General features: G+C 73.3%; 25 protein-coding genes. 14 read left to right on the forward strand and 11 right to left on the reverse strand.

Annotated features, from left to right (window positions below; translation table 11 throughout):
• Positions 1 to 18: 18 nt before the first annotated feature.
• Together ACFYW1_RS13770 and ACFYW1_RS13775 are read left to right on the forward strand one after the other, a co-directional pair.
• Positions 19 to 1,098, forward strand: a complete 1,080-nt coding sequence (locus ACFYW1_RS13770; protein WP_388991187.1) for a hypothetical protein — start codon at positions 19 to 21, stop codon at positions 1,096 to 1,098.
• Positions 1,099 to 1,110: 12 nt separating this feature from the next.
• Positions 1,111 to 1,599 carry a hypothetical protein gene (locus tag ACFYW1_RS13775; protein WP_388991189.1) on the forward strand — a complete coding sequence of 163 codons (489 nt, stop codon included), beginning with the start codon at positions 1,111 to 1,113 and terminating at the stop codon, positions 1,597 to 1,599.
• Positions 1,600 to 1,718: 119 nt separating this feature from the next.
• Here ACFYW1_RS13775 and ACFYW1_RS13780 read toward each other — a convergent pair whose 3' ends face one another.
• Complete coding sequence (locus ACFYW1_RS13780; protein ID WP_388991191.1) at positions 1,719 to 1,934, reverse strand: dodecin; 216 nt, start codon at positions 1,932 to 1,934, stop codon at positions 1,719 to 1,721.
• Between the two features lie 201 nt (positions 1,935 to 2,135).
• Here ACFYW1_RS13780 and ACFYW1_RS13785 point away from each other — a divergent pair, with 201 nt between their 5' ends.
• The 3 genes from ACFYW1_RS13785 (at position 2,136) to ACFYW1_RS13795 (ending at position 5,375) form a co-directional block, all read left to right on the forward strand.
• Positions 2,136 to 3,392, forward strand: a complete 1,257-nt coding sequence (locus ACFYW1_RS13785) for an extracellular solute-binding protein (protein WP_388991193.1) — start codon at positions 2,136 to 2,138, stop codon at positions 3,390 to 3,392.
• A gap of 202 nt (positions 3,393 to 3,594) precedes the next feature.
• The gene (locus tag ACFYW1_RS13790; RefSeq protein ID WP_388991195.1) at positions 3,595 to 4,425 is read left to right on the forward strand and encodes a GNAT family N-acetyltransferase; all 831 of its coding nucleotides are present in this window, start codon (positions 3,595 to 3,597) and stop codon (positions 4,423 to 4,425) included.
• Complete coding sequence (locus tag ACFYW1_RS13795; protein WP_388991197.1) at positions 4,422 to 5,375, forward strand: lysophospholipid acyltransferase family protein; 954 nt, start codon at positions 4,422 to 4,424, stop codon at positions 5,373 to 5,375. Before ACFYW1_RS13790 ends, ACFYW1_RS13795 begins: the two co-directional genes overlap by 4 nt.
• 16 nt (positions 5,376 to 5,391) lie before the next feature.
• On the opposite strand, the gene egtD is transcribed toward ACFYW1_RS13795, so the two are convergent.
• From egtD to egtA, 4 genes are read right to left on the reverse strand one after another with little or no spacing between them, the layout of a single operon-like run.
• The gene (gene egtD, locus ACFYW1_RS13800; RefSeq protein WP_388991199.1) at positions 5,392 to 6,369 is read right to left on the reverse strand and encodes an L-histidine N(alpha)-methyltransferase; all 978 of its coding nucleotides are present in this window, start codon (positions 6,367 to 6,369) and stop codon (positions 5,392 to 5,394) included.
• Positions 6,366 to 7,121: an ergothioneine biosynthesis protein EgtC gene (egtC, locus tag ACFYW1_RS13805; protein WP_388991201.1), complete on the reverse strand. Its 756-nt coding sequence runs from the start codon at positions 7,119 to 7,121 to the stop codon at positions 6,366 to 6,368. The genes egtD and egtC overlap by 4 nt, the downstream gene beginning before the upstream one ends.
• Positions 7,121 to 8,464: an ergothioneine biosynthesis protein EgtB gene (egtB, locus tag ACFYW1_RS13810; protein ID WP_388991203.1), complete on the reverse strand. Its 1,344-nt coding sequence runs from the start codon at positions 8,462 to 8,464 to the stop codon at positions 7,121 to 7,123. Before egtB ends, egtC begins: the two co-directional genes overlap by 1 nt.
• A complete protein-coding gene (gene egtA / locus ACFYW1_RS13815) occupies positions 8,461 to 9,780 on the reverse strand; it encodes an ergothioneine biosynthesis glutamate--cysteine ligase EgtA (RefSeq protein ID WP_388991205.1) in 1,320 nt (439 codons plus the stop codon). Before egtA ends, egtB begins: the two co-directional genes overlap by 4 nt.
• Positions 9,781 to 9,928: 148 nt before the next feature.
• Between egtA and ACFYW1_RS13820 the strand changes: the two genes are divergently transcribed.
• On the forward strand, positions 9,929 to 10,765 hold the full coding sequence (locus tag ACFYW1_RS13820; protein ID WP_388991207.1) for a TIGR02452 family protein: 837 nt from the start codon (positions 9,929 to 9,931) through the stop codon (positions 10,763 to 10,765).
• A 52-nt stretch (positions 10,766 to 10,817) separates the two neighbouring features.
• On the opposite strand, the gene ACFYW1_RS13825 is transcribed toward ACFYW1_RS13820, so the two are convergent.
• A complete protein-coding gene (locus ACFYW1_RS13825) occupies positions 10,818 to 11,285 on the reverse strand; it encodes a type II toxin-antitoxin system PemK/MazF family toxin (RefSeq protein WP_388991209.1) in 468 nt (155 codons plus the stop codon).
• A gap of 156 nt (positions 11,286 to 11,441) precedes the next feature.
• Here ACFYW1_RS13825 and ACFYW1_RS13830 point away from each other — a divergent pair, with 156 nt between their 5' ends.
• Both ACFYW1_RS13830 and ACFYW1_RS13835 read left to right on the forward strand, forming a co-directional pair.
• A complete protein-coding gene (locus ACFYW1_RS13830; protein ID WP_388991211.1) occupies positions 11,442 to 12,464 on the forward strand; it encodes a LacI family DNA-binding transcriptional regulator in 1,023 nt (340 codons plus the stop codon).
• Between the two features lie 79 nt (positions 12,465 to 12,543).
• Entirely contained in the window at positions 12,544 to 12,825 is a 282-nt protein-coding gene (locus tag ACFYW1_RS13835) for a hypothetical protein (RefSeq protein ID WP_388991213.1), read from the forward strand.
• Between the two features lie 164 nt (positions 12,826 to 12,989).
• Here ACFYW1_RS13835 and trxA read toward each other — a convergent pair whose 3' ends face one another.
• Positions 12,990 to 13,358: a thioredoxin gene (trxA, locus tag ACFYW1_RS13840; RefSeq protein ID WP_351827203.1), complete on the reverse strand. Its 369-nt coding sequence runs from the start codon at positions 13,356 to 13,358 to the stop codon at positions 12,990 to 12,992.
• Positions 13,359 to 13,473: 115 nt separating this feature from the next.
• Between trxA and ACFYW1_RS13845 the strand changes: the two genes are divergently transcribed.
• Entirely contained in the window at positions 13,474 to 14,913 is a 1,440-nt protein-coding gene (locus ACFYW1_RS13845; RefSeq protein ID WP_388991216.1) for a dihydrolipoyl dehydrogenase family protein, read from the forward strand.
• 216 nt (positions 14,914 to 15,129) lie between these two features.
• Positions 15,130 to 15,933, forward strand: coding sequence for a thioesterase family protein (locus ACFYW1_RS13850; protein ID WP_388991218.1), 804 nt, complete (start codon positions 15,130 to 15,132; stop codon positions 15,931 to 15,933).
• A 180-nt stretch (positions 15,934 to 16,113) separates the two neighbouring features.
• Here the strand turns inward: ACFYW1_RS13850 and ACFYW1_RS13855 are convergent, their stop codons facing one another.
• Positions 16,114 to 16,464, reverse strand: coding sequence for a tetratricopeptide repeat protein (locus ACFYW1_RS13855; RefSeq protein ID WP_388991220.1), 351 nt, complete (start codon positions 16,462 to 16,464; stop codon positions 16,114 to 16,116).
• A 239-nt stretch (positions 16,465 to 16,703) separates the two neighbouring features.
• Between ACFYW1_RS13855 and ACFYW1_RS13860 the strand changes: the two genes are divergently transcribed.
• Positions 16,704 to 17,669, forward strand: a complete 966-nt coding sequence (locus tag ACFYW1_RS13860) for a pirin family protein (RefSeq protein ID WP_388991222.1) — start codon at positions 16,704 to 16,706, stop codon at positions 17,667 to 17,669.
• A gap of 89 nt (positions 17,670 to 17,758) precedes the next feature.
• On the opposite strand, the gene ACFYW1_RS13865 is transcribed toward ACFYW1_RS13860, so the two are convergent.
• The 3 genes from ACFYW1_RS13865 to ACFYW1_RS13875 form a co-directional block, all read right to left on the reverse strand.
• Positions 17,759 to 17,959: a CDGSH iron-sulfur domain-containing protein gene (locus ACFYW1_RS13865; RefSeq protein WP_388991224.1), complete on the reverse strand. Its 201-nt coding sequence runs from the start codon at positions 17,957 to 17,959 to the stop codon at positions 17,759 to 17,761.
• Positions 17,943 to 18,140, reverse strand: coding sequence for a hypothetical protein (locus tag ACFYW1_RS13870; protein WP_388991226.1), 198 nt, complete (start codon positions 18,138 to 18,140; stop codon positions 17,943 to 17,945). The genes ACFYW1_RS13865 and ACFYW1_RS13870 overlap by 17 nt, the downstream gene beginning before the upstream one ends.
• A 101-nt stretch (positions 18,141 to 18,241) precedes the next feature.
• On the reverse strand, positions 18,242 to 19,063 hold the full coding sequence (locus tag ACFYW1_RS13875; protein ID WP_388991228.1) for a Rieske 2Fe-2S domain-containing protein: 822 nt from the start codon (positions 19,061 to 19,063) through the stop codon (positions 18,242 to 18,244).
• Positions 19,064 to 19,497: 434 nt separating this feature from the next.
• Here ACFYW1_RS13875 and ACFYW1_RS13880 point away from each other — a divergent pair, with 434 nt between their 5' ends.
• The 3 genes from ACFYW1_RS13880 to ACFYW1_RS13890 all read left to right on the forward strand — a co-directional run bounded on the left by ACFYW1_RS13880 (position 19,498) and on the right by ACFYW1_RS13890 (position 22,442).
• A complete protein-coding gene (locus tag ACFYW1_RS13880; RefSeq protein WP_388991230.1) occupies positions 19,498 to 20,463 on the forward strand; it encodes an LLM class F420-dependent oxidoreductase in 966 nt (321 codons plus the stop codon).
• 59 nt (positions 20,464 to 20,522) lie between these two features.
• The gene (locus ACFYW1_RS13885) at positions 20,523 to 21,197 is read left to right on the forward strand and encodes an HAD family hydrolase (protein WP_388991233.1); all 675 of its coding nucleotides are present in this window, start codon (positions 20,523 to 20,525) and stop codon (positions 21,195 to 21,197) included.
• A gap of 186 nt (positions 21,198 to 21,383) precedes the next feature.
• Positions 21,384 to 22,442: an SDR family oxidoreductase gene (locus ACFYW1_RS13890; protein WP_388991235.1), complete on the forward strand. Its 1,059-nt coding sequence runs from the start codon at positions 21,384 to 21,386 to the stop codon at positions 22,440 to 22,442.
• The last annotated feature ends 25 nt before the right edge of the window (positions 22,443 to 22,467 follow it).

The raw sequence follows: 22,467 nt of genomic DNA on the forward strand, positions 1-22,467 counted from the left end.
GGAGGTGGAAGCGCCGTCATGGCCGACTCACTGTCCGAGGACGACATCCTCGAAGCGGTCGCCCGGCATCTGGGCGGACCCGGCCGGGGCCCGCAGTTGCGCCGGACCGGTGCCGACATCGCCCGGCTCCCCATGCTCGACCTGCGCATCGTCCGCTCCATGGAGAGCCGCACCACCCGGTCGGAGAGCAGACCCGGCAGATACGACATATCGGAATTGCCTGCGTACGAGGGCGATCTGCACGACCATCCGGTCGAACCGCCGAAGGACCCGGCCCGGACGCGGACGGTGGAACTGGTGCTCCGCGGTTCGGGGAAGACGGTGGACTGCGGCTGCGACAAGGGACGCAAGCCGTGCGCGCGCTGCCGGGCCAAGGGGAAACTGCCCTGCGAAACCGGCCCGATGTGCCCGGCCTGCGAGGGGGTTGAGCCCTGTACCTGGTGCGACGGCACGGGGGAGCGCCGCAAGGACCCTGGGGCATCCGGCCCGGCGCGGGAGCGCAACTCCCGGGGGCGCGCCACCTGTCTGAAGTGCGGCAAACCGCGCACCGCCTGTCCGGAATGCCGGGGGCGGGGCACCCGCGCCTGCCCGCGGTGCGACGACACCGGCTTCAGGGACTGCCCGGCCTGCGGGGGCGAGCGGTCGACGGAGCACGCCCCGTGCGAGGGGACGGGCCTGGTCACGCTGTGGACGGCGGGATCGGTCCGGCAGGCCCCCGAGTGGAGCCCGTTGAAGCTCCCGGACCCGGCGCCGCCGCTGCGCGTGCGGCAGCAGACCGGACGGGCCGGCGCGTGGGAGAGAGCCACCCTGACCTCGGCCGGCGCCCCGCTCCCCGACGGCCTGGACCCCGCCCACGTACGGGCCGTCGAAGAGGCCCTCGCGCCCGCGCGGCGGGAGGTCGCCCGGCGCGTCGAGATCGGCTGGCTGCCGCTGGCGGCCGTCGAGCTCCCGGACGACCCGGACCACGTCTTCTACGTCTTTCCCGGGCCCGACGGTCCGCAGGTGCTCCCGGTCTGGTCCCGGCGCCGGTCGCTGCGGGTCGCCGCGGTGGTGGCCGGGGTGGTGGTCCTGGTGCTTCTGGTGGTCGCGCTCGTCTGATGTGCTGAGGGCATGAGAGGCGACCACCGGCCCCTGGCCGTATTCGACTTGGACGGCACGCTCGCGGACAGCACCCACCGGCAGCACCACCTGGAAGGCCGCCGGCGCGACTGGAACCGCTTCTTCTCCGCGGCCGTCGACGACCTGCCCCTGGCCGAGGGCGTACGGCTGGCCCTGAGCAGCGCCGAGGAGTGCGAGATCAGGTACCTCACCGGCCGGCCCGAGCGGTGTCGCCGGGACACGGTGGCGTGGCTGGCGGAGCACGGTTTGCCCGAGGGGCGGCTGTACATGCGCCGCGACGGCGACCGCAGGCCCGCCCGGCAGACCAAACTGGAAACGCTCCGGCGACTGGGCCGGGAGCGTGAGGTGCGGATGCTGGTCGACGACGACGAGCTGGTCTGCGACGCCGCCGAGCGGGCCGGATTCCCCGTGGTGCGGGCCCGCTGGGCGACGGTGTCGCCCGCGATGGGGGACGCGCAGGAGCGCGAGGGCCGCACCTGAGCCGGGCGGCGGAACCGGCCCGTCCCGTGCCCGGCCGGGCACGGGACGGCGTGACGGCGCGTGGGCCGAACCGGCGCCGCCGGTGGGCGGGCGACGGGTGACGGGGAGTGACGGTGCGGTCAGCCCGTCTCGTCGAGCCGGAAGCCGACCTTCAGCCCCACCTGGTAGTGCTCGATCCGGCCGTCCTTGATCTCGCCGCGTACCTGGGTGATCTCGAACCAGTCGAGATTGTGCAACGTTTCAGAGGCTCTTGCGACGCCCCTGCGGATGGCGTCGTCGACGCCCTCATGTGAGGTTCCCACGATTTCGGTGACCCGATAGACGTTGTTCGACATCCTATGTCCCCTTTCGTTCCTACCACGGTGCCCCACCCGGGCCGGGGGCGCGAGGGGTCGGGGAGCGTAATGTCCCGTGAACGGACCTTGACCAAAGTATTGGTCCATACCAAAATCCAGCCACACCCGTGCGAGCACAGCCCGCAGTCCCCCACACCGGGTCCTGAATTTTGTCGTGCCGTTTCGCAGAAGGTGAACCTGGTGAAGAACCGCGTACTCGTCGGAGCCGTCGCGCTCGTTTCCGCCTTTGCGCTGAGCGGATGCGGAATCCTTTCGGGGGAGGAGGCATCCGGCAGCAAGAAGGTCACGATCTGGCTGATGAAGGACAGTGTTTCCGACGATTTCCTGAAGCGCTTCACGGAGGAGTACCAGAAGGATCACCCCTCCGTGGAACTGGAGTTCAAGTTCCAGAGCTGGAGCGGAATCGGCCCGAAGGTCACCGCGGCCCTCAGGAGCAAGGACGCCCCGGACGTCATCGAGGTCGGGAACACCCAGGTCGCCCAGTACGCGGAGAGCGGCGGTCTGCGCGACCTCACCCTGGAGTCCGTACGGGACCTCGGCAGCGAGGACTGGCTCCCCGGCCTCGCCGAGCCGGGCAGCATCGACGGAATCCAGTACGGGATCCCCTGGTACGCGGCCAACCGAGTGGTGATCTACAACAAGGAACTCTTCGAGCAGGCCGGAATAAAGAACCCGCCGAAGACCCGGGACGAGTGGATCGAGGACAGCGAGCGGCTCGACCGCGCCGGAAATCAGGGAATCTACCTCGCCGGTCAGAACTGGTACGTCCTCGCCGGATTCATCTGGGACGAGGGAGGCGAACTCGCCGAGGAGCGGGGCGGGAACTGGGCCGGTGCCCTGAACAGCCCCGAAGCGCTGCGGGGGATGAACTTCTACAAGGAACTCCAGGCGCTCGGCGACGGACCCAAGAACGCGGACGAGGAAAAGCCCCCGCAGGCCGACGTGTTCGCCAAGGGCAATGTCGCGCAGATCATTTCGGTACCCGGAACCGTCGCCCAGATCGAGAAGAAGAACCCCGAACTCAAGGGAAAACTGGGCTACTTCCCGATCCCGGGCAAGACCGCGAAAGAGCCCGGCTCCGTCTTCATCGGCGGATCCGACCTGATCGTGCCGGACAACGCCGACCAGCGGTCCGCGGGCATCGAGGTGGTCAAGGCGCTGGCGGGCCGCAAGTGGCAGGAAGAGCTCGCCAGGACCATGAGCTACGTGCCCAACAAGCCCGACCTCGCCCGGGTCCTCGTGGGCCAGGAAGGCACCGCGGCCATGGCCAGGGGCGCCACGAGGGGACGCGCCACCCCCAACTCCCCGCAGTGGGCGGACGTCGAGGCCGACAACCCGATCAAGCCGTACATGACGGCCGTGCTGGAGGGCGGCGACCCGGAGCAGGAGGCCAGGGCCGCCTCGGAGAAGATCACCTCCAGGCTCGCGGGCAGCTGACCGCGCGGGCCGCCGCGCGGCAGCACGGCCGCCGGGGCACGACCGCTTCCGGACACCCTCGGGATTCAGACTTCGCACATCCCGGCGCTCCATGGCGGTCATGTCGAATCCAGCCGGTCACGGAAGAAGTAGGGGTGCCGGGCCTTCGCCGCAGCGCGACGGCCCGGCGGCCGCCCTTGCCGATCCGTTCCCGGAGACCGTCATGAACGCGCTGCCCGTCACCCCGCTCCCCGTCGCCCCCACCGTTCCCGCGCAGCCCGTCGCCCCCACCACCGCTCCCGCCGCCACTCCCCACCCGCCCCGCTACCGGGTGTCCCTCGCGACCGGCCGGGAGGAGGTCCGGGCCGCCCAGCGGCTGCGCCACCTGGTCTTCGCCGGTGAGCTCGGCGCCAGGCTGGATGGGCCCGAACCCGGCCTGGACAGCGACGAGTTCGATGCCCACTGCGACCATCTGCTGGTGCGCGAGGAAGCCACCGGAGAGGTCGTCGCCACCTACCGTCTGCTGCCGCCCGCCCGGGCCCGGGCCGCCGGACGCCTCTACGCCGAGGGCGAGTTCGACCTCGGCCGGCTCGCCCCGATCCGCGACGACCTGGTCGAGGTCGGCCGGTCCTGCGTCCACCCGGCCCACCGCGACGGCGCCGTCATCGCACTGGTCTGGGCCGGGCTCGCCCGCTACATGGAACGCACCGGCCACAACTGGCTGGCCGGCTGCTGCTCCATCCCCCTCTCCGACGGGGGTGCGACGGCGGCCGGGGCCTGGGAGACCGTACGGACCAAGTACCTGGCCCCCGAGGACCACTGGGTCACCCCCCACCGCCTCTGGCGGCCCACCGGGACGGAGGGACCCGTGCGCACCGGGCTCGCCACGCTCCCCCCGCTGCTCCGCGGCTACCTGCGGCTGGGCGCCCAGGTGTGCGGGGCGCCCGCCCACGACCCCGACTTCGACGTCGCCGACCTGTACGTGCTGCTGTCACTGCGCCGCACCGACCCGCGCTACCTGCGCCACTTCCTCGCCCTCGCCCCGCTGCGATGAACCCCTGGCTGCCCGCCGCGCCCTGCACCCCGGGCGACTGCGCCACCCACCACGGCCGCACCCGCGGTCGCCCGGCCGCCGCCGGCCTGCTGCTCACCGGGGGCGCCGTCATCCTGGCCGGGGCGCTCGCAGCCCCCTTCGCGCTGATGCTCGGCCCGGCCCGGCGGCAGTGGCTGATCCGGCACTGGGCCTACGGCGTCGTGCGCGCCTTCGGGGTACGCGTACGGATCACCGGCCCGCCGGAACCCACCGGAGAAAAGGCCCCCGACACCCCGGCCCCGGAACCGTCACGACCGGCCGCCGGGCGGCCCCGCCCACCGGGGCCGCCCGGCGCGGCACCCGCCCCACCGGGCACGCTCGTCGTCGCCAACCACATCTCCTGGCTGGACATCCCGCTCGTCGCGGCGGTGTTCCCCGGCCGGATGCTGGCCAAGCGCGAGATACGCGACTGGCCACTGCTCGGCCCGCTCGCCGCCCTCGGCGGCACGCTCTTCGTGGAACGCGACCGGCTGCGCGCCCTGCCCACGACCGTGCGCGACATCGCGGCGGCCCTGCGCGGCGGGTCGCGCGTGGTCGTCTTCCCGGAGGGCACCACATGGTGCGGGCACGGACCGGGCGGCCGGTTCTCGCCCGCCGCCTTCCAGGCGGCGATCGACGCCGGGGCCGCGGTCCGCCCGGTACGCATCACCTATCGCACCGCACCGGCCGGGAGCGCCGGCCGGCCCCCGGCGGGCGGCCACCCGGCCGGCCACCGGGGACCGGCCCCGCCGGAACACACCGGCGCGGCCGCGTTCGTCGGCGACGATCCGCTCGTCGCCTCGCTGTGGCGGGTGGTGACGGCGGCCGGCCTGACCGCCGAGATCAGCGTCCTGCCGCCGATCCCGACGGAGGGCCCGGCCGACCGCCGCGCCCTGGCCAGGCTCGCCCGCGACCTGGCGGGCGGCCCCTGACCGGGCGGACGCGGAATCACCCGGCGGGCTCCCGGACCACCGTCGACGACGAGAGCGCGAACCGGCCCCCCGCATCCGTCCACCACCGGTCCAGGCGCAGACCGGCCGCGGCGAGTTCCGCCCGGACGCCCTCCCGGCGGAACTTGGCCGACACCTCCGTGCGCAACTCCTCACCCGCCTCGAAGGACACCAGCAGATCCAGCTCCGGGATCTTCACGCTGTGCGCCTCCCGGGCCCGCAGCCGCATCTCGATCCACTCCCGCTCCGGATCCCAGCGCGCCACATGGTCGAAACCGGCCGGATCGAAGTCCGCGCCCAGCTCGCGGTTCACGACCCGCAGCACGTTCCGGTTGAACTCCGCCGTCACCCCCGCCGCGTCGTCGTACGCGGCGACCAGCACCTCCTCGTCCTTCACCAGGTCCGTGCCGAGCAGCAGCGCGTCACCGGGGGAGAGCAGCGACCGCACCGACCGCAGGAACACCGCACGCTCCTCGGGAAGCAGATTGCCGATCGTGCCGCCCAGGAACGCGACCAGTCGCGGCCCCGGAGTGCCCGGCAGCGCGAGACCTCCCGTGAAATCGGCGACCAGGGCGTGCACGGACAGCTCGGGCCGCTCGGTGAGCAGCGACCCGGCGGCGCCGCGCAGCGCGCTCTCGCTCACGTCGACCGGTACGTAACTGTGCAGCCCGGGCAGTGCGTCCAGCAGGTGCCGGGTCTTCTCGGACGACCCCGACCCCAACTCGATCAGGGTCCGCGCCCCGGACGCCGCGGCGATCTCCCCGGACCGGTCGACCAGGATCTCGCGCTCGGCGCGGGTCGGGTAGTACTCCGGGAGCCGGGTGATCTCCTCGAACAGTTCGCTGCCGCGCGCGTCGTAGAACCACTTGGGCGGCAGGGTCTTCGGATGCCGGGACAGACCGTGCAGGACATCGGCGCGCAGCGCCGCGTCCGTCGCGTCCACCGGCAGGGTGCGGGTCAGCAGGAAAGGACTCACGCAAGGGGCTCCTTGAGCGGGGTCAGCAGGACGTCGGTACGGGTCGCCGTCAGCAGCGTGCGGTCGGCCACGGTGCGCCAGCGCGGATCGTCGTCGTACGGTTCCGAGGCCACGGCCGTGCGCGGGCCGGGCCCGGAGAGGTACGACAGGGTGTCGCCCCAGGCCGTCGCCACGATCGTGGTGCCGTCGGTGACCAGAAGGTTCAGCCGGGACTCCGGTGCCGCGGCGGCCACGTCGAGCACCGTGTCGGCGACGGCCTGCGGCAGGTCGTCGCCATCGGCCAGCCGGTGCTGCACCAGGGCCCAGACCAGGGCCGAGTCACAACGGGCGGCGAGGGCGAGCAGTTCGGCCGGCGGCAGCGCGGCGGCGAGCGGGGCCACCGAGAGGGGCCAGCCCCGCACCGCGCCGTTGTGGCTGAACAGCAGCCGCCCGGCGGCGAACGGCGCGGCCGCGGCCTCACCGTCCTCGCCCGCCTCGGTGGCGTCCCGGACGGCGGCCAGCAGCGCCGTGCTGCGCACCACCCTGGCCAGGTCGGCGAACGTACGGTCGCCCCAGACCGGACCCGGCCGCCGGTAGCGGCCCGGCACCGGATCGCCCTCCGCGTACCAGCCGACGCCGAAACCGTCCGCGTTGACGGTCCCGTACCGCTGCCGGCGCGGCGCCCAGGACTGGCGCACGAGCGAGTGGGGCGGCTCGGTCAGCACTTCTCCCAGGGCCACCGACGGTCCCAGATAAGCAATGTGACGACACATCAGGCATCCCTCGCGGTACGGAAACCGGAGAAGATCTGGCGCCGCACCGGCAGATCCCAGTTGCGGAACGTCCCCCGGCACGCCACCGGGTCCACGGCGAACGAACCGCCGCGCAGCACCTTGTGGGCCGGGCCGAAGAACACCTCGGAGTACTCGCGGTACGGGAACGCCGTGAAACCGGGGTGGGGCAGGAAGTCGCTCGACGTCCACTCCCACACGTCACCGATCAACTGCCCCACCCCGAGCGGCGACCGGCCCGCGGCGTACGCCCCCGCGGCGGCGGGCCGCAGATGGCGCTGCCCCAGGTTCGCCCGCTCGGGGGTCGGATCCTCGTCCCCCCAGGGGTAGCGTCGCGAACGCCCCGACACCGGGTCGTGGCGCGCCGCCTTCTCCCACTCCGCCTCCGAGGGCAGCCGGCGCCCCGCCCAGCGGGCGAACGCGTCGGCCTCGTACCAGCTGACATGGAGCACCGGCTCGTCCCGGGGCACCACCTCGGTGACGCCGAAACGGCGGCGCAGCCACTGCCCGGCGTCCCGGCGCCAGAACAACGGGGCCGCCAGGTCGTGCGCACGGACCATCGCCCACCCCTCCGGCGCCCACCAGCGCCGCTCGGTGTAGCCGCCGTCCTCGATGAACTCCCGGTACGCGCCGCAGGTGACCGGTGCCGTGTCGATGAAGAAGCCCGGCACCTCCCGCACGTGCGCGGGCCGTTCGTTGTCCAGCGCCCACGGCTCGGTGGACGTGCCCATGGTGAACGGGCCGCCCGGCACCAGGACCTCCGCCGCGAGCCCCGCGGCGTCGGTGGGCACGGGCGGGACCGGAGCGGTCAGCACGGCGGGCCCCGACCGCAGCTGATGGGTGATCAGCATCGTTTCGTCGTGCTGCTGTTCGTGCTGGGCGATCATGCCGAAGACGAAACCGGACCGCACCAGCGGCCGGGCGTCGTCCAGTTCGGCCCCGTCGAGCACGTCCAGCGCCCGGCCGCGCACCTCGGCGGCGTACGAACGGGCCTCGGCGGGGGGCAGCAACGGCAGCGACGGACGCGTCGCCCGGGGATGCTCGAAGGCGTCGTACAGCCCGTCGATCTCCGGGCGCATGGCGCTCCGTCCGGCCACCCCGCGCAGCAGCCACAACTCCTCCTGGTTGCCGATGTGCGCGAGGTCCCAGACCAGCGGGGACATCAACGGCGAGTGCTGGGCGGCCAGTTCGCGGTCGTCCACGCTGTCGGTGAGCAGCGCGGTGCGCCTTCGTGCGGTGAGCAGCGCGGCGAGGGCGCGTTCCCGGAGCGGTTCGGGGTCCGTCCCGTGCGGTGCGGACCCGGTGGGTGCGGTGGATTCGGTCATGAACGCAGTCCCTCGGAACAGTGGCCCGGACCGCCGGGCGAGCCCGGCGCGAGCAGTTCGGGAAGATCGTCGGCCGGACACCGGCCCCGTGCGGTGAACCGGTCGTGGAACCCGGTCACCGTCTTCAGCACGTCCTTCGTGACCCCCAGCCGGGGCAGCGCCTCCAGCGCGATCCCGAAGCAGGCGGTGGCCGCCGCTCGCAGCGCGGGATCGGCCAGACCGCTGCGGGCGGCGGCCGTCCAGAGCGGATTGCACGGCGCGGGCCGCGCCCCGGCCGCCCCGGCCAGCGGTTCCACGACGCGGTACACCGCCTCGGCGGCCTCCGGGTCGTCGAACAGAGCGGTGGTGACGGCGAGCGGCACCAGCCACCCGTCCGCACCGTGCTGTGCGTCGATCATGCGGAGCTCCAGATGCCCGCGCGGGCGAACCGGCGGGAAGAGCGTGCTGATGTGGTAGTCGAGATCGGCGCGCACCGGTGGTCTCGGCGCGCCGGTGCGGATCCAGTCGCGGAACGTCAGCCCGTCCGGCACGGCCCAGGGGCCCGTGTCGTCCCGGATGCACATCACCGGCGTGTCCAGGACGTGCGCGGCCCAGGCGTCGCGCGGCGGCAGCAGGCCGGGCGGGGCCAGGGGCCTCCAGGGATCGAGAGCGGCCCAGAGCGACTGCCGGGCGGACCGCCACGGCGTCGGGCGGCCGAGCCGGTAGGGCGAGTTCGCGAACACCGCCACCAGGACCGCGCCCAGCAGGTGGGAGAGTCGCCAGCGCCGTTCGAGACCGAGCGGCCCCGGCTCCTCCGTGCCGGCGTCCAGACAGATCTGGACGGACGCGCTGGTGCACATCATGGCGCGGCCGGCCGGCCCCGACCGGTCGAAAGCGGCCTCCATCGCGTCGTAACGGGGCTCGCGCAACAGCCGGCGCGGGGAGTGCCACGGGTCGACGCCCAGACCCACCGGGGCGAGACCCGCCCGGTCCAGGGCGTCACGCACCGAGGTGAGATCGGCGGTGGTGGCGTCGATGCACGCCATCAGGGAATCGGCGGGGAGCGAACTGAGTTCCAGCTGGCCGCCGGGTTCGAAGGTGAGCGCCGCGTTCAGGGGCAGGGCCCGCAGTGCGGCGGCCGCCGCGTCGAGACGGTCGGGGGAGACGGGGACGCGAGGACGATCACGGTCGTGAATGAGCCATTCGAGTTCGACACCGACCCTGCGGGGCGGGCCCGTCTTGAAGCAGATGCACCGCAGTAAGTCCTCCGCCTCGCCCTCGCCGAGGGGCGGGGACTGGCCGGGCGGACCGTGTTCTCCGGGTGTGTCGGACGACATGCCGGGGCCTCCTTTCCGAGTGCCTCCGTACCACCCAAACCCCTGCGGATGGATCGCACAAGGGCGCCCCCGCGCGCCGGAAAACCGGTTGCGCCCGCATCGCGGCGGCGACGAGCATGCCCCGTATGCACCACACGGGGGAGTACCGATGAGCGCCCGCCTGCGCGGCATCGCGCGCGAGACCGAGGCCATCGTCCGGGCCGGCCGCTACCGCACCGGGGACGGGCGGGAGGTGAGCATCGAGCGCGCCCTGACCGCCGCACTCTCGGGAACCAGGCTGTACGGCCCGGAGCCGGTGCCGGTCGCGGTGCTCGACTCCGACCGCACACCCGCCGTCGAGGTCACCGGCGAGAGCAGCCTGCGGGCGGCCCACCGGATGACCACCGAGGGCCCCGGCAAGGTCGCCGTCCTGAACTACGCCTCCGCCCGCAACCCCGGCGGCGGCTACCTCAACGGCGCACAGGCCCAGGAGGAGGCCCTGTGCCGCGGCTCCGCCCTGTACGCCACCCTGCTGCGCGCCCCCGACTACTACGCCCACCACCGCGCCGAACGCAGCGCCTTCTACACCGACCGGGTGATCCACTCACCCGGCGTACCGGTGTTCCGCGACGACCGGGGCACGCTGCTCGACACCCCGTACACCGTCGGGTTCCTCACCTCGCCGGCGCCCAACGCCGGAGTCATCCGCAGCGGCGCCCCCGAGCAGGCCCACCGCATCCCCGCCGCGCTCGCCTCCCGCGCCGAGCGGGTGCTGGAGGTGGCGGCGGTGCGGGGGTACCGCAGACTGGTGCTGGGCGCCTGGGGCTGCGGTGTGTTCCGCAACGACCCGGCGGAGGTGGCCGGTGCGTTCCGGGCGCTGCTCCTGGACGGCGGCAGGTTCGCCGGGCACTTCGAGCAGATCGTCTTCGGCATCCTCGACCGGAACCCCGGATCCGCCATCCGGGCCGCCTTCGACCGGACGTTCGGCGACCGGACCGGGCAGTAGTCCTGCCCCGACGGCGCACCGGCCCGGGCGGCGGCCCGGTCCCGACGGCGGATCAGCTCCAGCCGTAGCGCTCCCGCAGCCGCCCGGCGACCAGATCGAACCTGTTCCGGTCCAGCGCGCACGCCTCCCGCCGCATCCCGTCCTCGTGCACCCGCAGGACCCGGTCCAGATCGACCCACGACGGACGGCCCGAACCGTCCCACGGCCCGGCCCCCAGCGCCACCCACTCGTGGTCCCGGTCGTGCTGCTTGCTGGACAGCTGCACGGCGAGCAGGGTGCCCGCCTCCTCACGGGCCACCACCAGGACCGGACGGTCCTTGCCGCGCCCGTCCCCCTCCTCGAACGGAACCCAGGTCCAGACGATCTCGCCGGGGTCGGGGTCGCCGTCCCGGTCGGGGGCGTACGAGGTGCGGACCGGGCCCACGTCGTGCGGGTCGGCCTCACGGGTGGCGGCCGGGCCGGTGCGGCCGGGGAAGTCGTCCGGGTGGGTGACGCGGTCGTCACGGTGCTGGATGGTCATCCCCACACCGTAGGACCTGCGCGGCCCGTCACGGGGAAAGGGGCCGGTGGGCCGGGTCGCGCGCCGCACGGCGGCCCCCGGCACGCGGCGCCCCCGCCCGGCGCCGACGGGCCGATCGTACGCCCGGGGCCCGGGTCTGGAAGACTGCCCGACGCCATGAGCCAGTTACCGAACCAACCCGCCCCACGCCCCGTTCCCACCAGCGCCGACGTCGCACGGCTCGCAGGTGTCTCCCGGGCCACCGTGTCGTACGTACTGAACAACAACGCGACCGTACGGATCAGCGAATCCACCCGCCGCCGGGTCAGGGAGGCGGCCACCGACCTGGGTTACGTGCCGCACGCCGCCGCCCGCAGTCTGCGCGCCGGACACACCCGCATGGTGCTGCTGCCCACCGCGAACTTCCCGGCCGGCCCCCTCCAGCACCGGTTCTTCCACGAACTGGAATCCGGGCTGCGCCGCCTCGACTACACCGTGGTCCAGTACGGCAGTACCGGACTCGCCCCCGAGGACGTGCCCCGCGCCTGGGCCGAACTCCGCCCCGTCGCCGTCATCGCCCCCAGCACGATCTCCCTCACCCCGCAGGGCATATCCGTGCTCGGCCGCTCCGGGGCCCGAGCCGTGATCACCCTCGGCCCGCAGCCGGTGCCCGGCGCCCACGCACTGGTCATGGACCAGCGAAGGGTCGGCAACTGCGCGGTCGGACACCTGCTGGAGCGCGGCCGGCGGAACATCGGCGTGGTCATGCCGGAGGAGGCGGGCCTCGTCCCGTTCTCCGAACCCCGGCTGGCCGGAGCCCGGCAGGCCGCACGGGGCGGCGACGCCCGGATCGAACCGCTGCCGCTGCGCTACGACGAGGAAGCGGCCGCCCTGCTCGCGGCCCGCTGGCACACCCTGGGCCTGGATGCCGTGTTCGCCTACAACGACGAGTACGCGATGCTCCTGATGCGCGCCCTCCAGGACGCGGGCATCGACGTGCCGGGCGAGGCCGCCGTGGTCGGCGCCGACGACCTGATGCTGGGCAGACTGCTGCGGCCCCGCCTCAGCACCGTACGTCTGGAACTGGCCACGGCACAGCCGCTGGCGGACCTCGTCGACCGGTTGGTGCGACAGCCCGGCGGGACCCCCGAGCACCACGACCTGCTGCGCGCCGGGGCGATCCGCCGCGAATCCAGCTGAACCGCCGGAACGCCCGGTCCGCGGGCCGCGGTCGTGCCGCGACATGCGGTCCGCGCACCACATGCCTAGCGTCATGACCATGAGTCATCCGCAGAGCTACGAGATCCTGCTCGTCCCCCGGTTCACCAAGGAGGGCGACGACGAGGCCGAGCCGGGCGGTCCGATCCGCTCGGCGACCGTCTCGGCCACCGGCGAGACGGGCGCGTCGGGCTACCCGCGGTACGCGGGCGAAGGCATCGTGGCGGACATCGACCCCGCCACGCACGCGGTCGAGGCCCTGCTCGTCGACGGCGCCGAACTGGCCTACGGGCTCTCGGCGCGGGTCGGGGAGAAGAACGCCGAGACGGGCGCCGACGCCTGAACCGCCCGGAGCCCGGACCGTCGGCCCCGGACACGCCCGGCGCCCACGGCACGCGGCCGGCCCCGGCACCGACGGCCGGGAGCTCGGACGCGGACACGGCAGGGGTCCGGCCCGTCGCGAACCGCCGACCGGCCGGCCCCCCCCCAGGGGGTGCGCGAAACCCGCTACTGCCCCTTCTGCTGCTCCTCGATGGACTTGCGGACCTCGTCCATGTCCAGCTTCCGGGCCTGCCCGATCACGTCCTCCAGCGCCGCCGGGGGCAGCGCTCCGGGCTGTGCGAACACCGCCACGTTCTCCCGGACGATCATCAGCGTGGGAATGGAGCTGATCTCGAAGGCCGCCGCCAGCTCCGGCTGGGCCTCCGTGTCGACCTTGGCGAAGACCAGGTCGTCATGGCGCTCCGAGGCCGCGTCGTAGACCGGCGCGAACTGCCGGCACGGCCCGCACCAGGAAGCCCAGAAGTCGATCAGGACGAAGTCGTTCCCACTGACGACCTGGTCGAAGTTTTCCTTGGTGAGCTCGATGGTGCTCATACTCCGCTACCTCTTCCTGTGCCCGTTCGGACCTGTCCGGCACAACGGTGCCCGTGCATGCGCTATTCCACCTGCCCGTGTGGCCACCGCCCACACCCACCAGCAGACTGTCCCCATGACTGATCCCTCCCTGAACGCCGAGTACGACGTCGTGGTGATCGGCGCCGGTCCGGTCGGCGAGAACGTCGCCGACCGGGCCCGTGCCGCCGGCCTGAGCACGGCGGTCGTCGAGTCGGAACTCGTCGGCGGCGAATGCTCCTACTGGGCCTGCATGCCCAGCAAGGCGCTGCTGCGCCCCGTCGTCGCCCGCGCCGACGCCCGCCGCGTCCCGGGCCTCGCCGACTTCGTGCAAGGGCCGCTCGACACGGCGGCGGTGCTCGCCCACCGCGACGCGTACGCCTCGCACTGGAAGGACGACGGACAGGTCGCCTGGCTGGACGGCATCGGCGCGGACCTCCACCGGGGACTGGGCCGGCTCACCGGCGAGCGGACGGTCCGCGTCACCGCCCCCGACGGCACGGAACGCCGGCTCACCGCCCGGCACGCCGTCGCCGTCTGCACCGGCAGCCGGGCCGTCGTCCCCGACCTGCCCGGCATCGACGGGGCCCGCCCCTGGACCAGCAGGGAGGCGACGAGCGCCAAGGAGGTGCCCGGCCGGCTCGTGATCGTCGGCGGCGGCGTGGTCGGGGTGGAGATGGCCACCGTCTGGCAGGCCCTCGGCGCCCGGGTGACGATGCTGGTCCGCGGCACCGGAATCCTGCCGAGGATGGAGCCCTTCGCGGGCGAACTGGTCGCCCGCGCCCTGACGGAGGCGGGCGCCGACATCCGCACCGGGGTCTCGGCGACCTCCGTGCGGCGCGCGGTGCCGGACGGCCCGGTCCTCGTGGAACTCGACGACGGCACGAGCGTCGAGGCCGACGAGATCCTCTTCGCCACCGGCCGGGCCCCGCGCACCGACGACCTCGGCCTGGAGACGGTGGGCCTGGAGCCCGGCTCCTGGCTCACCGTCGACGACAGCTGCCGCGTCGACGGCACCACCTGGCTCTACGCCGTCGGCGACGTCAACCACCGGGCGCTCCTCACCCACCAGGGCAAGTACCAGGCACGCGTCGCGGGCGCCGCGATCGCCGCCCGCGCCACCGGGGCCCCGCCGCTGGAGACCGGTCCCTGGGGCGCCCACGCCGCCACCGCCGACCACGCGGCCGTCCCCCAGGTCGTCTTCACCGACCCGGAGGCCGCCTCGGTCGGCCTCACCCTCGCCGAGGCCGAACGGGCCGGCCACCGGGTCCGCGCCGTCGACCAGGACCTCGCCGCGGTGGCGGGGGCGGGCCTGTACGCGGAGGGCTACCGGGGCCGCGCCCGCATGGTCGTGGACCTCGACCGGGAGGTCCTGCTCGGCGTCACCTTCGTCGGGCCGGGCATCGGCGAACTGCTGCACTCGGCGACGGTCGCGGTCGCGGGCGAGGTCCCCATCGCCCGGCTGTGGCACGCGGTCCCGGCCTACCCGACGATCAGTGAGGTGTGGCTGCGCCTGCTGGAGGCGTACCGGGGCTGAACGCGCCCGGGCGGGACACGACGGGAGGCGGTCGGAACACCGCGGGGCCCGGCGGCCGCGGTGCCGTCCGGCGCGGGCCGCACACCAGGTCGGGCGGCACCCCGCCCGACCTGGTGTGCGGCAGATCACGATGACTGATGGCCATGCCGCTTCCTACGATGCGTGACTGATGCAGCTATCCCCGCGAACCCCGCTCGGCCCGAGGAGACGGATTCCGTGAGCACCAGTGACGCCGGACCCGAGAGCTACTACGAGCGGACGGGCGAGGGCCGTTACCGGCCCACGGCCCACGCGAGCGGTGCGTGGAGCACCGACGAACAGCACTTCAGCCCGCTCGCGGGGCTCGTCGCGCACGAGATCGAGCAGCACCTCACGAAGAGCCCCGGGAACCTGGCGCTCTCCAGGATCAGTTACGACATCCTCGGCCGCATCGCCCTCGACGAGTGCGAGATCACCGTGGAGACCGTCCGCCCCGGCCGGACCATCGAACTCCTGGAGGCGACCGTGGTCATCGGCGACCGCCCGGTCGTCCGCGCCCGCGCCTGGCTGCTGGCCTCCCAGGACACCTCGTCCGTGGCCGACAGCCCCCACGAGCGGCTCCCCGCGCCGGAGGAGCTCACCCCCTGGGCGATGGGCGAGAAGTGGGACGGCGGCTACGTCTCCTCCGTCGACGTCCGCCGGCTGCCCCCGTCCCGCAGGGGTCGCACGGCGGCCTGGATCTCCTCGCCCCTCGCCCTGGTGGCGGACGAACCGAGCAGCGCCCTGGCCTCGTACGTCGCGCTCGTGGACACCGCGAACGGCATCGCCGTGCAGCAGGACCCCGAGAAGTGGATGTTCCCGAACCTCGACCTGACGATCCATCTGCACCGCAGGCCGCGGGGCCCCTGGACCGGACTGGACACCACCGTCACCTTCGGCCCGACGGGACAGGGGCGCACCAGCAGCGTCCTCCACGACGTCGACGGGCCCGTCGGTCACGCCGAACAGATCCTCACCGTCCGTCCTGCGGCGCACGACTGAGTCGCCGTCCGCCCGGCGCGGTCTTCGCGCCGGGCGGTGAGGACGGCCGCGAGCAGCGGTTTCGTGTCCGAACAGCTCCTCGGCCGGCCCTCCTTCACCACCTCCGGGTCCTGCGCGACCAGCAGCGGCTCCTGCCGGGGCCTCCTGCCCGATCGGACCCCGTGACCGCCTGTCGCCCGGTCAGTTCTCCGGGCCGAAGTCCCCGGTGAACGCGGCGGCCATCCGCAGGTGACCGGCCGCCTCGGCGCTCCGTCCCTGACGTTCGAGCGTGCGGCCGAGCATCAGCCGCGCGTAGTGCTCCACCGGGTCCCGCTCCAGGACCGCCCGCAGCTCCGTCTCGGCCTTGCCGAGCCGCGCCGAGTGGTAGTACGTCCGGGCCAGCAGCAGACGCGGCGCGACCTGCTCCGGCACCTCCGCGACGAGCCCCTCCAGGATCCGGGCGGCGGTCATGTACTCCTTCGCCCCGAAGAACATCTGGGCACGGTCCCAGCGCTCGGCGGCCGTACCGAACTCGTAGTAGGTGTCGTTCATCGGGTCTCCTCCCTCATGGGCTCGACGGTCTGTCCGCAGCCCTGGTGCCCGTGTTCGCGCACGGTCGCCGGATCACCGCGGGCGCTCCGCACCCTGCCCCGGACTGCCCGGTTCCCGGTCCGGATGCCCGCTCGGTCATCCCGCAGTCGTCGGAACACCCCCTGGTTGTTGAATATTCCACCAAGTGGTCGGCGTGGGGAGCCGGGGCCCCGGGCCCGCACGGGAATAGGTTGAGCGCCATGAGCAATCTCGATCGCCAGGCCGCACTCTCCGTCTGCGGAGGACGGGGCTTCGTCGTCGCCGAGCCCGTACGTGAACTCCTCAGCCCCCGCCACGTCCGGCTGGGGGAGTCCACCGAGGTCCGCAGGCTGCTCCCCAACCTGGGCCGCCGGATGGTCGGGGCCTGGGCCTTCGTCGACCACTACGGCCCCGACGACATCGCCGACGAACCCGGGATGCAGGTCCCGCCCCACCCCCACATGGGCCTGCAGACGGTCAGCTGGCTGCACGAGGGCGAGGTCCTGCACCGGGACAGCCTCGGCAGCCTCCGGACGATCCGCCCGCGCGAACTCGGTCTGATGACCTCGGGCCGGGCCATCAGCCACTCCGAGGAGAGCCCGAGGCCCCACGCCAGGTTTCTGCACGGGGCCCAGCTCTGGGTGGCGCTTCCCGACGCCCACCGCCACGTCGAGCCCCACTTCCAGCACCACACCGACCTGCCGACCGTCACCGCCCCCGGCCTCACCGCCACACTGATCCTGGGCGAACTCGACGGGGCCGCCTCGCCGGGCACCGTCTACACCCCGATCGTCGGCGCCGACCTGGCCCTGACCGCCGGGGCCGGGGCGCGGCTGCCGATCGACCCGGACTTCGAGTACGCGGTGCTCTCGATGTCCGGCCGGGTGGAGGTCGACGGCGTGCCGGTACTGCCCGGCTCCATGCTCTACCTCGGCTGCGGCCGCACCGAACTTCCCCTGCGCGCGGACACCGACGCGGGTCTCATGCTCCTGGGCGGCGAGCCCTTCGAGGAGGAGATCGTCATGTGGTGGAACTTCATCGGCCGGTCCCAGGAGGACATCGCGCAGGCTCGTGCGGACTGGGCGACGGGGGACCGGTTCGGCACCGTTCACGGGTACGACGGTCCGCCGCTGCCCGCCCCCGAGCTGCCCGCGACCCCCCTGAAGCCGCGGGGGCGAGTGCGCTGATCCGCGCACGCGCTCTCGGGAGCGCAGTGGCCGGCAGGGGCAGGGCGAGAGGTCGCCCTGCGCGGAGCCGGTCATGAGGGCCCTGGTGGTCAGGTGCGGGTGTGGGTGCGGTGGCTGGTGTCGCACCAGGGGAAGATGGCGCTGCGGCGGCAGGTGCAGAGGGCGACGGTGAAGCGGTCGGAGGTGTGCACGGAACCGTCCGGTGTGGTGATTTCCACCGGTCCTTCCACGAGGAGGGGGCCGTGTTCGGTCAGGGTGATGCGGTGGGGTGGGTCAGGGGTGTTGGGCACGGATGACCACCAGTTCCTCGTTCGTGTCGTCGGTGTGCAGCAGTTGGTGTTCGCGCAGCCAGGGGAGGCGGGAGAGCAGGACGGGGCCGAAGGGGATGCGGGTACGGGCACGTCGCGCCGCAGCGCGGCCAGGAAGCGCTCCTCCGGCGAAGCCCGCACCGAGAGAAGAGCGGTATCCCACTCCCGCCCCGGGACGTTCACACCCACCTACGATGCTCCTCGCGCCCGGGGCTTCCTGCATCCGCGGCGCCGTATGCCGGCCGAGGCCGGCGGACCGGGTGGTCAGTCACCGCTCCGGGCCGCCCCCGGCAGCCGCACCTGCACCATTCCGTCGTCGGTCACCCGGGTGTCGAAGACCGGCTGCGGGGCGGTGGCGGGACCCCGGACGTTGGCACCGTCCGACAGGCGGAAGACGCTGCCGTGCCAGGGGCACTCGACGCAGCCGTCGGTGATCCTGCCCTCGGACAGGGGGCCCGCCAGATGGCTGCACCGGTCCGCCAGGACGTGGATCCGGCCGTCCTCGTCGCGGAAGACCAGCACGGCGGCCTCACCCAGCTCCCGCCGTACCGCCACACCTGCCGGGAACGACTCGGTCCTGCCCACCGCGTGCCATCCGTCGTCCAGTTCGAAGGCGAGCACGCCGGCCTTGTCGGAGCCGGCCGCCTGCCGATAGGCGAGGTGGCCGCCCAGCAGGGCCCCGAACCCGACGGCGCCCAGCCCCGCGAACCCGAGGGCCCTCGCTCTGAGCGGACGGCCGTGGGGCCCCCGGTGGGCCCAGGAGCGGGCGTACAGCGCGACGGCCGTGGAGACGGACGCGGCGTGGACCAGCCCGGTGCGCCTCTGCTGCGGGTGCTGCTCCGCCCAGTCCACCCACCCGGCCAGGGCGGCCGGCGCGGCGGTCAGCAGCCCCATGCCGATCAGTACCCGGGCCCCGCGACGGCTGCCGGGCACGCAGTCCAGCACCGCGGCCGACAACCAGGCGCCGAGCGGAGCCTGGACCAGGGCGGGGTGCAGGGGGTGGCCGATCGGCAGCCCGTGCAGGACGTCCCGCGCGCGGCCCAGCGGGAGGCCGCGCACCGCCTGCCGCACCGGTCTCGACACCACGTCGAGCCGTTCCTGCCGGCCCAGCGCGTCGAGGAACCGCAGAAGAGGGTTCCCGCTCCCGGCGCCGGGGTTTCCCGCCGAACCGTTCCGAGGGCGGGGGGAGGTGTGTTTCCGGATGGACCGCGAAAGGCACATGGCAGGCGTTTGCCATGCGCGTGCCGTGGTCAAACGCCGACCGTCCGGCTCCCACTCCGTCAGCGGGGGCCACGGCCGGCCCCTCGGCCTCCTGGCGGCGGTCGCCGGTCGAACTTGCCCCGGATCTCGTCCCTGCCGCTTCCCAGGGCCATGCCGGACCCTCCTGGGCGTGGTGCTCCGCCCCTTTCGACGGAGGTCCTCGCAGCTACGCGGGCGCGGTGGAGAGAACGGCCGGAGGGCCGGAGCCGTAGGGGCCGCAGGAGATGTTTCAAGCCAACAAACCGGGCAAAAGTTCTTATATGGCTCAATTCGGATATACGATGATGACCGAACAAGCCGGGCCGTGTTCCCTCGTCGAGCACGTGGTGGCGGCCGAGCGGGCCGGCTTCGACTTCTCCGTCACCTCCGACCACTACTTTCCCTGGCTGGAGTCCCAGGGCCATGCGCCTCAGGCGTGGAGTGTGCTGGGTGCGGCGGCCCAGGCCACGGAGTCGATCCCGCTGATGACATACGTGACCTGTCCGATACGCCGTTACCACCCGGCGGTGGTGGCCCAGATGGCCGTGACGCTCCAGCAACTCTCCGAGGGGCGTTTCCGGCTCGGGCTGGGATCCGGGGAGAACCTCAACGAGCACGTGGTGGGCGGCGGATGGCCCGCGGCCTCCGTACGACTGGACATGTTCGAAGAAGCGGTGGAGATCATCGCGGCACTTTTCGACGGCGGCTACGTCGACCACCACGGGCGGCACTTCTCCGTCGACCGCGCCCGACTCTGGGACCTGCCCGCCACCCGGGTGCCGATCGGGGTCGCGGTCTCGGGTCCGCGTTCCTGCGACATCGCCGGCCGGCTGGCCGACCTCGTCATCGCCACCGAGCCCGAGCGCGAACTGCTCGACTCCTTCGGCCGGTCGGGCGGCGCGGGAAAGCCGCGCGTGGGACAGCTGCCCGTCTGCTACGACGAGGACCGGGACGCGGCGGTCGAGCGGGCGCATCGGCAGTTCCGCTGGTCGGTCGGGGGGTGGAAGGTCAACTCCGAACTCCCGGACCCCACGGCCTTCGAGCAGGCCACCACGTACGTACGTCCCGAGGACATGGCGAAGGCCGTGCCGTGCGGGAACGACGTCGGCGAGTTCGTCCGGGCCGTGGGCCGCTTCACCGAGGCGGGGTTCACCGAGATCGCTCTCGTGCAGATCGGCGGCGCGCACCAACTGCCCTTCCTCCGATGGGCCGAGCGGGAACTGCTGCCCGCACTGCGCGAGATCTGACTGCTCCGCCCGGGAGGGGCCCGAGCCACCGCACCGAGGCCACAACGAGGGGCACAGCCATGACACGATCCGCACTGTTCGACGTCGACGGCACACTCACCGACACCAACTACCTCCACGTGACGGCGTGGTGGGAAGCACTGAGGCAGGGCGGGCACACCGTCGCGATGACGGAGGTGCACGATGCGATCGGACTCGGCTCCGACGACCTCCTCGCCAGGCTCCTCGGCGAGGACCGGGACCGCGAACAGGACGCGCACCTCTCCGACGCCCACAGCACCCTCTACGCCACCTGTTTCGAGCGACTGCCCGCGCTGAGCGGAGCGGGTGACCTGCTGCGGGCACTGGCGGACCGGGGGTGGACGGTGGTCCTCGCCACGTCGGCCTCGGCGCACGAACTGGAAGCGCTGCGCCGGGCGCTCGACGCGGACGAGGCCATCGCCGGGGCCACGAGCGCCGACGACATGAAGGAGGGGAAACCCGCGCCGGAACCGGTGCGCCGGGCGATGGACATCGCCGGTGGAACAGCCGAGGAGACCGTCTTCACCGGGGACTCGGTGTGGGACATGCGCGCCGCGGTGAAAGCCGATGTGGCCGCCGTCGGCCTGCTCAGCGGCGGCATTTGCCGCTCCGCGCTCACGGAGGCCGGTGCGGGCGAGACGTACCGGAGCCCGTCCGATCTCCTCGCGCGTCTGGACACCAGCGTCTTCGCCCGGCTGGAGCGGGCCACCTGAGACCCGGGACGTGCCGCGATCGGCCATTGCGGTACGTTCCGCCGCTGCCCGCGCGGGCAGCGCCGTGGAAGCGTGTAGTCCACCCGTGTCGTGCCATGAGCGGTGCGGCACGCCGGAGCGGCGCGGTCGCGTGCGGACCCCGTGCTCCGGTGTCCCCGTCGCCCCGTTGTCAGGAGAGGCCGCGCAATGCCCCGAACGGTTCTGGTCACCGGTGCGAGCGCCGGCGTGGGAAGGGCCGTCGCCCGCGAGTTCGGCCGCAGGGGGGACGGAGTGGGACTCGTCGCGCGCGGCCGCACCGGGCTGGGTGCCGCCGCGGCCGAACTGCGCGAGATGGGGGCCGAGGCGGTCGTGGCCCCCGCCGACGTGGCGGACGAAGCGGCCCTACGAGCCGCAGCCGACCACGTCGAAAGCCTCCTCGGCCCGATTGACGTATGGGTCAATGTCGCTTTCGCCTCGGTCTTCGCCCCGTTCACCGAGATCGCTCCGGAGGAGTTCCGCCGCGTCACCGAAGTCAGCTACCTCGGATACGTCAACGGCACCCGCGAGGCACTGACGCGCATGAAGCCCCGCGGGACGGGGACCATCGTGCAGGTGGGCTCCGCGCTGGGGACCCGCTCCATCCCGCTCCAGTCCGCGTACTGCGGTGCCAAGCACGCCGTGAACGGGTTCACCTCGTCGATCCGCACCGAACTGCTCCACGAGAAGAGCCGGGTGCGCATCACCGTGGTCCAGCTGCCCGCGGTGAACACACCGCAGTTCTCGTGGACCCTGTCCCGCCTGCCCCGGCATCCGCAGCCCGTCCCGCCCATCTACCAGCCCGAGGTGGCGGCCCGCGCCGTCGTGCACGCCGCGGACCATCCGAGGCGCAAGCAGTACTACGTGGGAGCCTCGACCCTGCTGACCATCCTGGGCGAGAAGACGGCCGCCGGGCTGCTGGACCGCTATCTCGCGCGCACCGGGTACGACGCGCAGCAGACCGCCCGGCCCGTCCCCGCCGACCGGCCGCACAACCTCTGGCAGCCGCTCGACGGCGACGGCGAGGACGCGCGCGACCACCGCGCCCACGGCGTCTTCGACGACAAGGCCCGCGAGGGCTCCGTACAGGCATGGTGCTCCCGGCACACCCGCGCGGCCGGACCGGTGCTCGCGCTCGCCCTCGGCGCCGCGGCCGCGGGCGCCCTCAGGCGTACCGGACGGACCACGGCGGGTGACGGCACCGGGCGGCGAATCGGGTGGTCCGGGTGAGACCGCACCGGACGGACGGCCGGAC

Origin of the sequence: Streptomyces sp. NPDC002669 (assembly GCF_042889165.1) — a bacterium.
Taxonomy (GTDB): domain Bacteria; phylum Actinomycetota; class Actinomycetes; order Streptomycetales; family Streptomycetaceae; genus Streptomyces.

Coding starts and splice junctions, on each gene's coding strand:
- ACFYW1_RS13770 (WP_388991187.1), top strand. CDS start 19: ATGGCCGACTCACTGTCCGAGGACGACATCCTCGAAGCGGTCGCCCGG.
- ACFYW1_RS13775 (WP_388991189.1), top strand. CDS start 1,111: ATGAGAGGCGACCACCGGCCCCTGGCCGTATTCGACTTGGACGGCACG.
- ACFYW1_RS13780 (WP_388991191.1), bottom strand. CDS start 1,934: ATGTCGAACAACGTCTATCGGGTCACCGAAATCGTGGGAACCTCACAT.
- ACFYW1_RS13790 (WP_388991195.1), top strand. CDS start 3,595: ATGAACGCGCTGCCCGTCACCCCGCTCCCCGTCGCCCCCACCGTTCCC.
- ACFYW1_RS13795 (WP_388991197.1), top strand. CDS start 4,422: ATGAACCCCTGGCTGCCCGCCGCGCCCTGCACCCCGGGCGACTGCGCC.
- egtC (WP_388991201.1), bottom strand. CDS start 7,121: ATGTGTCGTCACATTGCTTATCTGGGACCGTCGGTGGCCCTGGGAGAA.
- egtB (WP_388991203.1), bottom strand. CDS start 8,464: ATGACCGAATCCACCGCACCCACCGGGTCCGCACCGCACGGGACGGAC.
- egtA (WP_388991205.1), bottom strand. CDS start 9,780: ATGTCGTCCGACACACCCGGAGAACACGGTCCGCCCGGCCAGTCCCCG.
- ACFYW1_RS13820 (WP_388991207.1), top strand. CDS start 9,929: ATGAGCGCCCGCCTGCGCGGCATCGCGCGCGAGACCGAGGCCATCGTC.
- ACFYW1_RS13825 (WP_388991209.1), bottom strand. CDS start 11,285: ATGACCATCCAGCACCGTGACGACCGCGTCACCCACCCGGACGACTTC.
- ACFYW1_RS13830 (WP_388991211.1), top strand. CDS start 11,442: ATGAGCCAGTTACCGAACCAACCCGCCCCACGCCCCGTTCCCACCAGC.
- ACFYW1_RS13835 (WP_388991213.1), top strand. CDS start 12,544: ATGAGTCATCCGCAGAGCTACGAGATCCTGCTCGTCCCCCGGTTCACC.
- trxA (WP_351827203.1), bottom strand. CDS start 13,358: ATGAGCACCATCGAGCTCACCAAGGAAAACTTCGACCAGGTCGTCAGT.
- ACFYW1_RS13845 (WP_388991216.1), top strand. CDS start 13,474: ATGACTGATCCCTCCCTGAACGCCGAGTACGACGTCGTGGTGATCGGC.
- ACFYW1_RS13855 (WP_388991220.1), bottom strand. CDS start 16,464: ATGAACGACACCTACTACGAGTTCGGTACGGCCGCCGAGCGCTGGGAC.
- ACFYW1_RS13860 (WP_388991222.1), top strand. CDS start 16,704: ATGAGCAATCTCGATCGCCAGGCCGCACTCTCCGTCTGCGGAGGACGG.
- ACFYW1_RS13880 (WP_388991230.1), top strand. CDS start 19,498: ATGGCTCAATTCGGATATACGATGATGACCGAACAAGCCGGGCCGTGT.
- ACFYW1_RS13885 (WP_388991233.1), top strand. CDS start 20,523: ATGACACGATCCGCACTGTTCGACGTCGACGGCACACTCACCGACACC.
- ACFYW1_RS13890 (WP_388991235.1), top strand. CDS start 21,384: ATGCCCCGAACGGTTCTGGTCACCGGTGCGAGCGCCGGCGTGGGAAGG.